Raw genomic sequence first — 12,321 nt, 5'->3', positions numbered from 1 at the left:
TCAAGGAATAGGATTTCCACAGCCTTGGACCAAGTGTGGCCGGCCAGTGTGGCTGATTTGAGTTAATCTTTTCCAGTTTTGCCCGACGCCTGCAGCCCTTCAGGCCGCTCGTCGGCCGCGCCGGTTCGCCGCGAGCGCGACTGCGCCTTGCGTTTCTGCAGATTGGCGCGCAACTGCTCGGCAAGCCTGTCCTTGCGGCTCGCGCCACTCTTTTTCGGTAGAATTGTCTTGTCGTCCATCGTCCCGTCCCGGCCGGCGACCCGCCAGCCCGGCATTCAGGGATAGCCAACATTGTGGCGCCGCCATGTCATCAAAAGCTATCCGGCAAAGGCTTTCACAGATGCGTTGCGCTTGGCCTTGCGCTTGCCGGTTCGATATGGCAGAAGCCCCGCCATCGGCGGCTGCGGTAGCTCAGTGGTAGAGCACTCCCTTGGTAAGGGAGAGGTCGAGAGTTCAATCCTCTCTCGCAGCACCATCCCATCTCCTTGATTGGCAACAAGTTTCTGTATTTGTTGGTCTATTCGCCGCCCGTCTGGTACACAGGGGTGGTACACATGAGCTTGCGAATGCCCGGACCTTGGAAGCATCCAGACACTGGCGTCTATTACCTTCGACAGCGTGTCCCATCCGATCTGGCATCCAGTCCCATTGAAGGTGCGGTTGCAATCCCGGTCGGCGATGCCACAAAACTTGTCAAAGTTGGACCAGTGGTCAAGGTCAGTCTTGCAACAAAAGATCCCGCTGAAGCCAAGGCTCGGCACCGTCAGGCCGATACTGCGCTCCAAGAGTTCTGGCAAAGACAGCGGGGTGGACCCCAGCCCCTTACTCAGCGGCAAGTGCAGGCATTGGCCGGATTGCTTTATTCCGACCTCGTGGAAATGTTGGACAGCGAACCGGGAGAAGAAGGCATCTGGAAGGAAGTGCTTCGGCTCAACCAAGCCAAGCAGGACAGCGGCGAACTGGAGCTATGGTTCGGTCCAACGGTGGACGAGCTGTTCGCGAAGCAGGGCGTCAACACCGATCAACTGAGCCGGACGCGCGTCGTCCACGCGACCTTCAAGGCGATCCAGCTCGCCGCCGAAGCGAACCTTCGGAAGGCCCAAGGCGACTATTCACCCAATGACGCGGCCAAGCGGTTTCCGCCTTGGGAACCAGCACGGGAAGGCACCTCACATCGCGCGCCGGTCGCCGCTGGCAAGTTTGACCTGTTCAACCTGCTGGATCACAAGTTTGCCACGCAGTCCTTCAAGGCCAAGACCAGAGAGGACTATCGGGGCTATCTCAAGAAATTCGTCGCGGTGATCGGCCACGCCGATGCGCGGAGCGTCACGAAGGACGACGTCAGAGAATGGCGTGACAAGCTAATGGCGGAAGGTCTCGCGCCGAAGACGATCAACGATAAGTATCGTGCGGCTTTGAGCGCCGTTCTGAGCCACGCTGTGAAGGAGTTCGGCCTTCCGGACAACGTCGCCAAGGGCATCCGTGACCAGAGGACCGGTCCAGCGCCCACCGGGTCGAAAGGCTACAGCCCCGAACAGGCCAAGGCGATCCTGTCGGCGACCTTCAAAGGCACGTCCAAAGCAATCTCAGCGCCTCACCTCCGTGCCATCTTCTGGGTGCCGTGGATTTGCGCCTACACCGGCCTCAGGGTCACAGAGGTCACACAGTTGCGCGGCGCAAGCCTCCGAGAGCAAGACGGGGTCCCCTTCCTCTTTATTACTCCGGAGGACGGTTCAACCAAGAGCGGAAAGGGGTGGATTACGGCCGTTCATCCGCACCTCGTGCAACTCGGCATTCTCGACATGTTCAGAGACATCGGCGATGGCCCTGCCTTCTACGTTCCCTATCCGTCCGACACGGACCTCGCCGCGCTACCGGGCAAGCTGCGGGCTAAAGAGGCGGGTAACCGGGTTGGGAAATGGATCACGAAAGAACTTGGTATCCGGGCGCCGGGTGGGAAGCCGAGCCATGCTTGGCGACACCTGTTCACAACACTCTCGCGGGACCATGACATGGACAAGCAGGCGCGAGACCACATGTTGGGAAGCGGCCCGCAAGACGCACGGGAAGGCTATGGCGACTGGTCGCCGGTGGCACTTGATCGAGAGATCAGCAAGCTGCCGAAGTTCGAGGTGGAGCTAACCGACTACCGTCCATCAAACCAGCGCCTGACCGCGCGGCCGATCAGGATGCGCCCCGAACGACCAGCAGCGAACCAACCACGTGCGAAGAGACGCTGAAGGTTACCTCGGCAGGAAGTAGCGGCGCTGTCCGTCAAGCTCGCCTGTGCGGGCGATGCCGGTGGCGACGAGGGTCTCAAGCACTTGTCCAACTCGGTCCTTGCGCTTGGCGGTGGACTTGCCATCGAAGGCCGCTGCGATGGCGTCAGACGGGGCTGGGGTTGCTGCCTTGTGGAGGAGATCACGCACTACCCTTATCTGCTCCAGCCCGTCAGTGGGCCAACGCGGCCGCCCTGAAGTGTCGGGGAGAACGACATCCAGCATCCCGACATGTTCCTCTGTTGCCTGAGGTGTCCTTCCTGCGAGTTTGGGGACTTGGAACTCGGGCCTTAGCCAATGGACGGTGCCACGCTTCTCTTCCGCTGCTCGCTGCACATTCAGGGCAACCAGGCGGTTCAATAAATCCTCTTCCGCCTGTTCCTGTTTGGCTGACTTGTGGACTGGTGGAAGGGTCGCTCCCGGCTTGCCGACTAACGCCGGGATCAAGTCTTCCCAGCCGTAGGAAGCCAAGACGGTACGATCTATGTCGTCATGGATTTCCTTCAGCACGGAGATCAAGCCGGCTTGATGAATATCGCGTTCGGTCTCGCTAAGCGCTGGGACAGGACAGCCACTCTCCAGTTCACGCAGCCGCTCAAGTGCGTTGTAGAGGCCGGTCATTGTCAGGAAGGCATGTTCAGCGAGACGGTCCTTCCGGAATGTGTCCAGACGTTCTCCCAGACCCCGAAGGCGCTCCTGTTGCGCGAACAATGGATCACTCGTCCCAAGTCGCGGGTCGACAGCCTGGGGGAACGGAAACGGATCGAAGGTCCGCGATTTGGAGTAACGAGGGTCGTTTCCTACGCCGAGCCAACCACCAGTAGCAATCGCCCACGCGGCATGAAGACGTGATGACAAGACCGCGACGTGTTCTGCGGTTTGAATGCCAATGCACACCAACATGTTATCGGGAAGGATACTGGCATCGAGAAACTGAAAAAAACGATGCTTGGTCGTCCGCCAGTGTTGGGCATGATCCAGAATAGGAACTAATTCCTCATTCAGTCAATTCGCCTCTCTGCGAAGCATCAAGCGTTTGGGGCAATCGGGGAGTGACCCGTTAATCCCTCCTTCGCCTTCGGGGCAGACATTGACCTACACGCGGTGTTCGCTTGGGCCGCCTCCGGCGAGGACAGCTTTGTTCCGTTCCACCCAGAGGTGGGTTTGCTGGCGTGGTTTTGTGATAGTATTCTCTTCCTCAAGGAAGGAAGGAAGGAAGGAAGGAAAGGCCCAGTCGACCTCGATTGCGGTCGATTGCACAGGGCCACCCCGCTTGGGAGGAACCTTGCGATGACGCGTTTTGCCCACCTTGCCCTTCTCGCCTTCGCCTTGGGATTGTTGCCTGGAATTGCGCTGGCAAGGGAGCCTTTCGTCCCGAGTTGGATCAAAAACGATCCCGCAGCCAAGACGGTCGCCATAGAGATTGTTGCCGATTGGAACCAAATCGAGCGCTACCGCAGGGACAACATCCGGACCGACATTATCGACTTCAACGGGTACTGGGGCGGCAATCTCACGATCATCGTGCCAGAAGAATGGTCGGTACAGATCGAGTTCATCAATGGCTCCTCGAATTTCTGGCACGGCCTGATGGTGACCCGGGTCTATGCTCAGTCAGAGATGCCAGTGAAGTTGAAGGCTGAGGACGCGATTTGGGGAGCGTACACCGCTCCGCTTGAGGGGATCAAAATCAATGAGAGGAGACAACTCAACTTCGTTGCGCAGCAGGCGGGGAACTATTTCCTCGCCTGTCCGAGACAAACGCACCTAATGGACGGACACTGGATTGGTTTCGAGGTGAGAAGCAACCTTGAGCGGGCCGTGGCAATCGTCCATGAAGACAAGTTTCCGCAGGAGCAGCCCCCAGGACGTCCATAGGGTCTGCGCGAGCAAGCCCTGCGCGCCATGGCGTCTTATGGGCCAGCCGAGCAGCAGACCGAGGACCGAGCGATAAGGACCGGAAGGGCTTGGCAGGGAAACGTGCCGGGGTCATTGCGTGGTCGCGTGATGCGAACCCCTCGCTCGGGGAGTACGGGGAGCCGACCACGCTCTTTGTTGGCGGCGACGTGCCCGACATAGAGTGACGCCTGGACGGTCAGGGGCCTAAGCAGGTGGGAGGAACCTGTTCTCTTCCTTGGCCGCTGCCTCGAATGCCCTGCGGGCGTCCTGAGAAGGCACCTGTCCTTCAATGGCTGCCATGCAGGTCTCCACCGCCTGCTTCCATTTAGGGCCACGCTTGCTCCACTTGAGGAGTTGCTCAGCGGCCCCCTCGACGTGGCTGACCCCGAAGCGGATGCCAGGGCGATCAGTCCTGACGTAGACCGGAGGGTTGAACCAATGGAGAGCCATAGGCTATTCGCGTAGATCGAAGGCAACGACGAGGCCCAAGGCGGTCGCAACGGTCACGATAGCCTCGGTTAGCTCTTCATCCGTTTCCAGCAAGTGCGGTGCGGTTTCCCGGGCTTGGTTCATTGCCACTTTGACCGAAACGATGTCGCCACGATCCGCACTTTCGAGGAGTACGACAACCACCTGTTCCGCCGTAAGACCTGAGACGCTACGGATGCTCATGCGACCCACCCTCAAAGGACGCCAACGACATCCGATCATTAGCCTCTGCGTGAACGAAATCAAATCGATGTTCGAGACCGTGTCGAATTGGCTGAAGGATTGGTTGATGAATTGTCGTAGCGAGAGAGCCTAAGTGTCTCCCCGCTGTGCCCTGTCGCGACAGTTGAGAAGGTCGACCAGATCGTCGGCCTCCTCGATGGGCATGTCGATCAAGGGGACGCCCACCTCGACCACCGGCAGCCCGGTGAATACGTCGACGATGTCCCACGAGCCTTCAGGTGTCTTCTCTATGTCGTAACGCTGGGGCATGGGGCGACTATTTAGGGCGGGTCGGAATGTTTGGTAGAAATCTGTGAGCGGGGGGATTGGACGACCGGCTCGCGCGACTACCCCCATGCCCCCTTCGGTTGTCACACACACCAGCCTCACGCGCCCGGGACAGGCTCGCTTCGCTCATCGGGCGAGCGGCTCGATCCGTTAGCCAGTGTGACCACGCTTGCACCCTCGCGAGACTGATCGTGGCCGAGGGCTGTCCTGTCAGTGTTTGGGTGGTCTCATAAGGTGTGCCCTTCCCGTACCGGGTCGAAGCTGGTTCGCTAAATGCCTCTTGACCAGTCAAAGCGAACCATCTATTAGCGAACCAGTCAAACCGAACTGGAGCGCACACCGTGACATTCATCCGAGCCTACCTCAGGGCGTCAACCAAGGAGCAGGACGCAGGGCGTGCGCGGGAGGACCTTGAGGCGTTCTGCCGCGACCGAGGGCTGACCATCGCCGCCACCTACGAGGAGAACGAGAGCGGCGCTTCGCTGCACCGGCCAGAGCTGTTCCGGTTACTCAGGGACAGCAAGCCGGGCGACATCCTGCTCACCGAACAGGTCGACCGCTTGAGCCGACTGTCGGATAAGGACTGGGACCAGCTCAAGCGCGAGATCAAGGACCGAGAGGTCAAGGTCGTTGCGCTGGACCTGCCGACCTCGCACGTGATGATGAAGACCGAGGACGCCTTCACCGGGCGCATGTTCGACGCCATCAATGGAATGCTGCTCGACATGCTCGCTGCCATTGCCCGCAAGGACTATGACGACCGACGCCGCAGACAGGCTCAGGGCATCGCCAAGGCCAAGGCTGAAGGGCGCATGAAGGGCCGGCCCGAGGACGCAGAGCGCAACGAGGCAATCCTGGACATGCTGCGGAAGGGGCAGAGCTGGAACACCGTCGTGACGGCCACCAACTGCTCACGCTCGACGCTCGCGAAGCTGGCGAAGCGCCTACCTTGAACCCATTACCATTCGGATTGCGGGTCGCACTTGAAGCTGCGAAGATTGGGCGCTCGCCTTAGCGATGCACAGGAAGGCATCTTATGCCAAATGTTCGGGTGGAGCGGCGGCTCGCTGCGATCATGGCCGCCGACATCGTGGCCTATTCAAGCCTGATCGAAGCGGATGAGGCCCGTACACTCGCGTCGATCAGGACGCTTCGCTCCCAAGTGATTGACCCGCTGATCGCAGACCACCGAGGCCGTATCGTCAAGCTGATGGGGGATGGCGCAATCGTGGAGTTTGGCTCCGTTGTCGATGCCGTGGCCTGTGCTGTCGCCGTGCAGGAGGGGACGGCGGCGCATCAGCGGGAGGTCCCGCCCGAGAACCGCATCGTGTTCCGCATCGGCATCAACGTCGGTGACGTTGTCGTGGAGGACGGCGACCTGCTCGGGGATGGCGTCAACATCGCGGCACGGCTTGAGGCACTGGCGGAGCCTGGGGGCATTTGCATTGCCGATGCGGTGCAGAAGCAGCTGGCCGGCAAGACTGACTTCGCCTTTGAAGACACCGGCGAGCGCAAGCTGAAGAACATCGCGCAGCCGGTCCGCGTTTGGTGCTGGTCCGAGGGATCGGCACCGCCTGCCGCCGGTGCGCCGCTATCCTTGCCCGACAGACCCTCAATCGCAGTGCTTCCGTTCGACAATCTGAGCGGGCAGCCCGAAGAGACATACTTCAGCGACGGGATCACCGAAGACATCATCACCGGACTTGCTCGCTTCCGTTCGCTCTTCGTCATCGCCCGCAACTCCTCCTTTGCCTTTCGCGGCAAGGCGACCAGCCTCGCCGAGATCGGACGGCAGCTTGGCGTGTCCTATCTTCTCGAAGGCAGCGTACGGCGGGCTGGCTCGCGCTTGCGGATCACCGCGCAGCTCATCGAGGCCGTGACCGGCGCGCACCTATGGGCCGAGCGCTACGATCGAAGCCCGGATGACATCTTCGTTGTGCAGGACGAAGTCGCGCAGACGATCGTGACGACGCTGGTTGGGCGAATTGAAGATGCGAGACTTCAGCAATCGCTCCGAAAGCCGACAACCAGCCTTGCCGCCTACGAATGCTTGCTGCGCGGCATGGCCCACTTTCGCAGTGACGCGGACACTGCCATTCAGCAAGCCCTTGAGATGTTCGAGAAGGCGGTTGCGCTCGATCCCAGGTATGCCGTCGCGCATTCGTATCGCGCATTCGTCAAGCTGGCACTGAGTGGTTTCGCCTCCGCACCGGTCGAAGTCCTGGACAGGGCATTCATCGAGGCAAAGCACGCGATCGAACTTGACCCCCTGGAGAGCCGCTGCCACCGCATACTATCGACTATCTGCTTCAACCGCCGTGAGTACGACCAAGCCGAGCAACACCTCGGAAGGGCATTCGAACTGAACCCCAACGATGCAGACGGACTGCTCATGAAGGGTCGCTTGATGACCTGTCGAGGGAGGCCCGAAGAGGCACTGACTTGTTTGGAGGCAGCCAATCGCCTTAACCCATTGCGTTCTCGCTGGTACCGTCCTTTCTCCGGCATTGCCCTTTTTTCCCTTCGGCGCTTTGAAGAGGCCGCCCAGGCGTTCAAGCAGACGCCGCTGCCAACCTCGTGGTCGTTCGCGCGGCTCGCGGCGTGCTACGCCCAGCTTGGGCGGACAGCAGAGACACAGGCAGCGGTTGCGGAGATCCTACGGTTGCAACCCGATTTCTCGACAGCCGAGTACATGCGCAAGAGCGTCCTGCTTGAACACGCCGAAGACAGGGAGCTTCTCCGCGAAGGGCTCATCAAGGCCGGATTGCCGGCGTGAGTTGGCCGTCCGCCGGAGCAGTTTGCGCTGCGTAACCAAGCCGCGCCGATTTATCTCTGTCGTCCGGCCCGCTGCGCTGGTAGACGCCTGCCTGCCCGTTGATACGGGGTGGCCATTTTGAGGAATACCAGCATTGACGAATTGGACGGCCAAGCGCGAGCGCAAGGCAGAAGTGAAGGTGCGCGCCAAGGAGCCGAGCAGCATGTTCAGCCGCTGTCGCGTAGTAGGCTGCAGCAAGCAGGCCAGAGCGGGCACGGAGGATGGGCTGGATACGCGGTTCTGTCGTCCCCATGCGGACCACTACGCACGCCATGGGAGCCCGTACCGTCCATCCTACGGGGCACGCGAGATCGCACCATACCGGGCCGCCGCGATGGCATGGCTGGAGGCTCATGGGGATGACACCTACGTCCGCAATGCTGTCGACCGTGTGGCCTCCCTGCTGCAAGCCTCAGGGCCGCATGTGGAGGCGTTCAGGCTTCGCGGACTGTCTCCTCAGGACCGCGCCAAGGCCGCTTGGGCGAGGCTTCGAAAGGCCGCAGTGGACCCTCGTCGGGTGGTGGCGGCTTGGCTCGCAATCGAAATGATTATCCGCGACGACCCCCAAGCGGACCTCAAGGCCGAGTTCAAGCGCGTTCAGGCTGCGAAGCTGGTTCATCGCATGGCCTCAGGGACGCACAAGAAGTGGGGCGAGGGTGCCAGCGCGAGGGAACTGCACGTCTACCCGAGGTCCCGTGGACGGGTCCTGAGGCACATAGGCGAGGCGTTGGAGCAAGCCACAGAACTCCTAATTCAACATCGGGCAGCCGCTCTGCTCCGGGCGTATCCGAAGGGCGATCAGACTTGAACACCAAACACATCCGCGTTGCCGACATCATGTTCGATGTGGATACCCAGATCAGGGAGAAGACCAAGCGAGACTTGGTTCGCCGCTATCGTCAGGCCATGGCCGAGTACGACCCGGAGGGCCCCACGGTTACAGGGTTCCCGGCAATTCAGGTGGCCGAGGCTCAGGCGAAAGGGGCAAAGAAAGTCTACACGATCATTGACGGCTGGCACCGTGCCACCGCAGCGATGGAACTGGGCAAGGAGTTGATCGAAGCCGAGATCGTAACCGTCACGGGCCGCGAGGAAATCCTGTGGTTGGCGTCACGGGCCAACCTCCTGCACGGCGAGAAGCTGTCGCCGAAGGAGAAGCGAGCGGCGTTTCGCAACTACCTCAAAGCTAAGCAGCACCGCCATCCCGGCCCGCGAGGAGGCAGAGCCAACGGCAAAATCAAGTCGGCGAGGGAGATGGCAATCGACCTTGGAGGGATTGCGCACAAGACAGTCCTGAAGTGGCTGAAGGCCGACGCGCCGATGACCTACCTGCAGCTTCAAAGAGAGCGCACGGAGGAGTTTCCGGAACCGCATGATGATACCTTCGACGGACCCTACAACCGAGACGCGGGACACCGCGACGCCGCAATCGGACATCTTCAAGAAGTCGCCTTAAGGGTCCGTGTGATCAGGGGACGGGATGAGTTGGAGGCCATCTTGGCGGAACTTTCGGCTGTCGAGAGGGAAATCGTGAAGCGCCTGCCGGTGTCAGCCGATGACTTCTAAGTGGGGAAATCCCCAGCCATCACAAGTTTCTTTCGTCGGGGAGACAACCGCCCGGTTCATTTGATGCTCAATCCCATACGCCACAAGGGCTTCAGCGCCGCAATCAACGTGAGGACCTCGAAACATGCTGACTGGTTTCGTGAGGACCTTACGGGCGACTGTCACCGTAAAGGAGGGAGGACGCATTCCGCCTGCACCACACTTGCGGGCCGCCCTTGTCGAGAAGACACAGGGCTGGTACACAGGTCAAATTCAGCGGCAGGAAAGTCTCAATAGAAACAGATAGTTGGCGTGTTGTTGACCGAGTTCAATCCTCTCTCGCAGCACCAGTTCTCTCAACCATGACTCGGCCAGATCCGTCGCTTCAGCTGCGGTCGTCGCCTATATGCGACAATTCCAGTACGTCCCGGGATTGCGACAAACGCTCCTCCGCCGACCGGAACATGTCCTCGAAGGCGAGTTCGTGCTCGAACACGACGCCGCCGACGCTGATGGCCAGCACGGCTTCCGCGCCCTTCGGCGCGAAATAGACCTGCGCGACGCGGGCTCGGATGCGCTCGCCGATGTCCTTCGCATCCTGTTCGGTCGCGCCGGGCAGAAAGACGCCGAACATCGACGTGCCGATGCGGCCGACGAGATCTTCCTTGCGCACCGACGATTGTATGGTCGAGGCGATGAGCCGCAGGGCCTCGTCGCCCCATTCCAGACCGAAGCGAAGATTGAGCGACCTGAGATGCTCCGGGTGGATCACCAGGAAGGCGCCGGAGCGCGGGCCGCTCTGCGCTGGCCTCGATGCCCGTCTTTCGACCAGCGACGTGAAAACAGGCCCGTTCAGGCAGCCGGTCAGCCTGTCATAGGTCGCGGAACGGTTGAGCTCCTGCCGGTAGCGGCGAAGCTCGATCTGCTTCCAGCCGATCACCATGAAAAGCGGCAGGCCGATCGCCAGGGGCAGAAGCGCTGCCGTGATCATGCTGCGTGCGAACGGCGTCAGCCCTTCGCTGAACAGAAGCAGATAGTTGAGGCCCAGCGAAAGGCCGAGACAGCCGGCGGTCCCCAGAAGGGTCAACCACGCGACTTCTTTCCACGCATGGGCAGCGCTGGTCGTCATTGTTCTCTTCACCGGCCAATCTCCTGTCGAATGCGCTGGCATAAGGCCTGTGTGTTGCAATTTCAGTTTCGAGGAACCGTACAATTTGATGAATAGGCCAAATGACGCCCCTACCCGAGCCAAAACATCAATCCGCGCTTGCTCCAGGGGAAAACTGCGCCGCAACGGTTAACAAAAGAAATATCCGGGGCTTCGCGGCCGGCCGACTATTGCGGCGGTCCGAATATGCCCATGCCGGCAGTCCTGGCTGTAGCCTCCGCCTTGCCGTAGATACCGCCGGGCGCCGCCATCGCCCAGCCATTGGCCACCAGCCAGGCGCCGACATCCTGGTTGCCGAGCTTGCAGGGCGCGGCGATGGTGAAACGGTCGGTCTCCGGCGGCACGAAGCACTTCAGCGCCCGCCCGCGCAGCCAGGCATTGAAGGCCGCGCGGGCTCGCTGACCGCAAGGCCAGGCCGCCTCGCCAAACGAACAGCTTTTGTCCGGATCGACGCCCAGCGTGCCGCTGATGGCCACCGTCCTGCCCATGGCCTCGACAGTCGCCGACGAAGTGGCGATCGGACGGTAGAGCAGGGTCTCCCGCCAGTCGTCCGGCATCGGCGTTTCCGGCCATGAGGCCAGACCAAGCTCGCCAAGCGGGAGGCGGGGCTCGATCCGCTCGATTGCCGATACTTCGAGCGGCGGCGGAGCAATGAGGTCCTGGGCGATCCTGCGTGCCGGCTGTTGCGGTCCCGCCTCGGGAGGGCGCGCAACGTCTGGGCTCGGCGGCCCGCCGTCGACAGCCTGTGCCGGCGCAAGATTGGGCCGGTCGACCGCGAGCAGGGCGCCCGCCCAGATGATCAGCAAGACCCCGGCCAGCAGCCCGACGGCCCCGAACGCGATCGCCGGGCCGGGCCTCTGCGCCAGACCCGCGCCGCTCATCGGCCTGCTCGCTTGGCTTGCCGCCAAAGCCGATATCGCCTGGGAAAACGGCATCGATCGTTCGCTGAACCCGTCCGCGCCGGCGATCCTCGCCGTCGGTGCAAGCATATCACAGACTTTGTGGGCCTGCCGCCGTTAAGCCTTGTGAAATCTCTGCCGCCTAATCTACGCCTCGGATCGTCGAGGATGACATGAAGCGCAAACCGATACTGCTCTTTGCCTTCCCAGCCCTCATGCTGCTCATTCTGGCGGCGGAGCGAACGGCGACGTTCCTGCTCGGAGCCTATCCGTCCAGTCCCGCAATGTGGCGGATCTGGCTTGAACTGCGCCCATTGGCAACGATGTTCTGGCAGCAGGTCGGCCTTTATCTGGGTGGCTCGTTCGCGCTTGACGCCGCCATGCTGGCCAGTGCGTCCATTCTTTGCTGGATGGCGTGCCGGGCGAGGGGATCGGCCGCCTTCTTCCTGGCCAACCACGTCGCCCTGCTTTTCGCCGGGATGATGATTGCCGTCGGCAGTCATTCGGAAACGGCGAGCACGATTGCCTCATTCACGGCGCCGAGAGGCATGCAATTCTCGCTGATGGTCGACTTCACCTTGAAGAACAGCCTGGTACTGGCTCTCGGCGCAGCCGCATGCGCCTATTGCCACGTTGCCTTCCTCAGCGAAGCCAGGCAGCGCACCGAAGCGCGCGCAATCCGCATCCTGGCGCTGCAGCGCGACTTCTAGGCCGGCG

14 protein-coding genes and 1 tRNA gene are annotated in these 12,321 nt (G+C 61.3%); 8 read left to right on the top strand and 7 right to left on the bottom strand.

All coding sequences use genetic code 11. The annotated features are described in order from the left end of the window. Nucleotides 1-62: 62 nt before the first annotated feature. Nucleotides 63-239 (bottom strand): hypothetical protein, encoded by a 177-nt coding sequence (locus AC1RUK_RS23620; protein ID WP_481838715.1) that lies wholly within the window; start codon nucleotides 237-239, stop codon nucleotides 63-65. Nucleotides 240-400: 161 nt separating this feature from the next. Between AC1RUK_RS23620 and AC1RUK_RS23615 the strand changes: the two genes are divergently transcribed. Continuing rightward, nucleotides 401-475: transfer RNA gene (locus tag AC1RUK_RS23615), tRNA-Thr, on the top strand. A 79-nt stretch (nucleotides 476-554) separates the two neighbouring features. Beyond that, the gene (locus AC1RUK_RS23610) at nucleotides 555-2,240 is read left to right on the top strand and encodes a DUF6538 domain-containing protein (RefSeq protein ID WP_481838716.1); all 1,686 of its coding nucleotides are present in this window, start codon (nucleotides 555-557) and stop codon (nucleotides 2,238-2,240) included. 3 nt (nucleotides 2,241-2,243) lie between these two features. Here the strand turns inward: AC1RUK_RS23610 and AC1RUK_RS23605 are convergent, their stop codons facing one another. Further along, nucleotides 2,244-2,990, bottom strand: coding sequence for a hypothetical protein (locus AC1RUK_RS23605; protein ID WP_481839630.1), 747 nt, complete (start codon nucleotides 2,988-2,990; stop codon nucleotides 2,244-2,246). 579 nt (nucleotides 2,991-3,569) lie between these two features. On the opposite strand from AC1RUK_RS23605, the gene AC1RUK_RS23595 reads away from it, so the two are divergent. Next, on the top strand, nucleotides 3,570-4,157 hold the full coding sequence (locus tag AC1RUK_RS23595; protein WP_481838717.1) for a sulfocyanin-like copper-binding protein: 588 nt from the start codon (nucleotides 3,570-3,572) through the stop codon (nucleotides 4,155-4,157). Between the two features lie 225 nt (nucleotides 4,158-4,382). On the opposite strand, the gene AC1RUK_RS23590 is transcribed toward AC1RUK_RS23595, so the two are convergent. The 3 genes from AC1RUK_RS23590 to AC1RUK_RS23580 all read right to left on the bottom strand — a co-directional run bounded on the left by AC1RUK_RS23590 (nucleotide 4,383) and on the right by AC1RUK_RS23580 (nucleotide 5,159). Then, the gene (locus AC1RUK_RS23590) at nucleotides 4,383-4,628 is read right to left on the bottom strand and encodes a DUF982 domain-containing protein (protein ID WP_481838718.1); all 246 of its coding nucleotides are present in this window, start codon (nucleotides 4,626-4,628) and stop codon (nucleotides 4,383-4,385) included. Between the two features lie 3 nt (nucleotides 4,629-4,631). Further along, nucleotides 4,632-4,850 (bottom strand): hypothetical protein, encoded by a 219-nt coding sequence (locus tag AC1RUK_RS23585; RefSeq protein ID WP_481838719.1) that lies wholly within the window; start codon nucleotides 4,848-4,850, stop codon nucleotides 4,632-4,634. Nucleotides 4,851-4,979: 129 nt separating this feature from the next. Next, nucleotides 4,980-5,159: a hypothetical protein gene (locus AC1RUK_RS23580; protein WP_481838720.1), complete on the bottom strand. Its 180-nt coding sequence runs from the start codon at nucleotides 5,157-5,159 to the stop codon at nucleotides 4,980-4,982. 359 nt (nucleotides 5,160-5,518) lie between these two features. Here AC1RUK_RS23580 and AC1RUK_RS23575 point away from each other — a divergent pair, with 359 nt between their 5' ends. From AC1RUK_RS23575 to AC1RUK_RS23560, 4 genes are all read left to right on the top strand, one after another. Further along, nucleotides 5,519-6,130, top strand: a complete 612-nt coding sequence (locus tag AC1RUK_RS23575) for a recombinase family protein (protein ID WP_481838721.1) — start codon at nucleotides 5,519-5,521, stop codon at nucleotides 6,128-6,130. A 122-nt stretch (nucleotides 6,131-6,252) separates the two neighbouring features. After that, nucleotides 6,253-7,953 carry an adenylate/guanylate cyclase domain-containing protein gene (locus tag AC1RUK_RS23570; RefSeq protein WP_481838722.1) on the top strand — a complete coding sequence of 567 codons (1,701 nt, stop codon included), beginning with the start codon at nucleotides 6,253-6,255 and terminating at the stop codon, nucleotides 7,951-7,953. Between the two features lie 373 nt (nucleotides 7,954-8,326). Then, the gene (locus tag AC1RUK_RS23565; protein ID WP_481838723.1) at nucleotides 8,327-8,800 is read left to right on the top strand and encodes a hypothetical protein; all 474 of its coding nucleotides are present in this window, start codon (nucleotides 8,327-8,329) and stop codon (nucleotides 8,798-8,800) included. After that, complete coding sequence (locus tag AC1RUK_RS23560) at nucleotides 8,797-9,558, top strand: ParB N-terminal domain-containing protein (RefSeq protein ID WP_481838724.1); 762 nt, start codon at nucleotides 8,797-8,799, stop codon at nucleotides 9,556-9,558. The genes AC1RUK_RS23565 and AC1RUK_RS23560 overlap by 4 nt, the downstream gene beginning before the upstream one ends. A gap of 364 nt (nucleotides 9,559-9,922) precedes the next feature. Here the strand turns inward: AC1RUK_RS23560 and AC1RUK_RS23555 are convergent, their stop codons facing one another. Continuing rightward, nucleotides 9,923-10,678, bottom strand: a complete 756-nt coding sequence (locus AC1RUK_RS23555; RefSeq protein ID WP_481840124.1) for a GGDEF domain-containing protein — start codon at nucleotides 10,676-10,678, stop codon at nucleotides 9,923-9,925. A gap of 194 nt (nucleotides 10,679-10,872) precedes the next feature. Beyond that, entirely contained in the window at nucleotides 10,873-11,586 is a 714-nt protein-coding gene (locus AC1RUK_RS23550; protein ID WP_481838726.1) for a thermonuclease family protein, read from the bottom strand. A gap of 191 nt (nucleotides 11,587-11,777) precedes the next feature. On the opposite strand from AC1RUK_RS23550, the gene AC1RUK_RS23545 reads away from it, so the two are divergent. Continuing rightward, the gene (locus AC1RUK_RS23545) at nucleotides 11,778-12,314 is read left to right on the top strand and encodes a hypothetical protein (protein ID WP_481838727.1); all 537 of its coding nucleotides are present in this window, start codon (nucleotides 11,778-11,780) and stop codon (nucleotides 12,312-12,314) included. Nucleotides 12,315-12,321: the final 7 nt, after the last annotated feature.

Source organism: Mesorhizobium monacense (genome assembly GCF_056781675.1).
The sequence above is the reverse complement of the archived record's forward strand: the minus strand, read 5'-3'. Positions and strand labels throughout refer to the sequence as shown.

Bases quoted from the DNA above. Each gene is read 5' to 3' on its own strand.
- AC1RUK_RS23595 (WP_481838717.1), top strand. From the start codon at position 3,570: ATGACGCGTTTTGCCCACCTTGCCCTTCTCGCCTTCGCCTTGGGATTG.
- AC1RUK_RS23550 (WP_481838726.1), bottom strand. From the start codon at position 11,586: ATGAGCGGCGCGGGTCTGGCGCAGAGGCCCGGCCCGGCGATCGCGTTC.
- AC1RUK_RS23570 (WP_481838722.1), top strand. From the start codon at position 6,253: ATGGCCGCCGACATCGTGGCCTATTCAAGCCTGATCGAAGCGGATGAG.
- AC1RUK_RS23590 (WP_481838718.1), bottom strand. From the start codon at position 4,628: ATGGCTCTCCATTGGTTCAACCCTCCGGTCTACGTCAGGACTGATCGC.
- AC1RUK_RS23610 (WP_481838716.1), top strand. From the start codon at position 555: ATGAGCTTGCGAATGCCCGGACCTTGGAAGCATCCAGACACTGGCGTC.
- AC1RUK_RS23580 (WP_481838720.1), bottom strand. From the start codon at position 5,159: ATGCCCCAGCGTTACGACATAGAGAAGACACCTGAAGGCTCGTGGGAC.
- AC1RUK_RS23565 (WP_481838723.1), top strand. From the start codon at position 8,327: ATGGCATGGCTGGAGGCTCATGGGGATGACACCTACGTCCGCAATGCT.
- AC1RUK_RS23545 (WP_481838727.1), top strand. From the start codon at position 11,778: ATGAAGCGCAAACCGATACTGCTCTTTGCCTTCCCAGCCCTCATGCTG.
- AC1RUK_RS23585 (WP_481838719.1), bottom strand. From the start codon at position 4,850: ATGAGCATCCGTAGCGTCTCAGGTCTTACGGCGGAACAGGTGGTTGTC.
- AC1RUK_RS23620 (WP_481838715.1), bottom strand. From the start codon at position 239: ATGGACGACAAGACAATTCTACCGAAAAAGAGTGGCGCGAGCCGCAAG.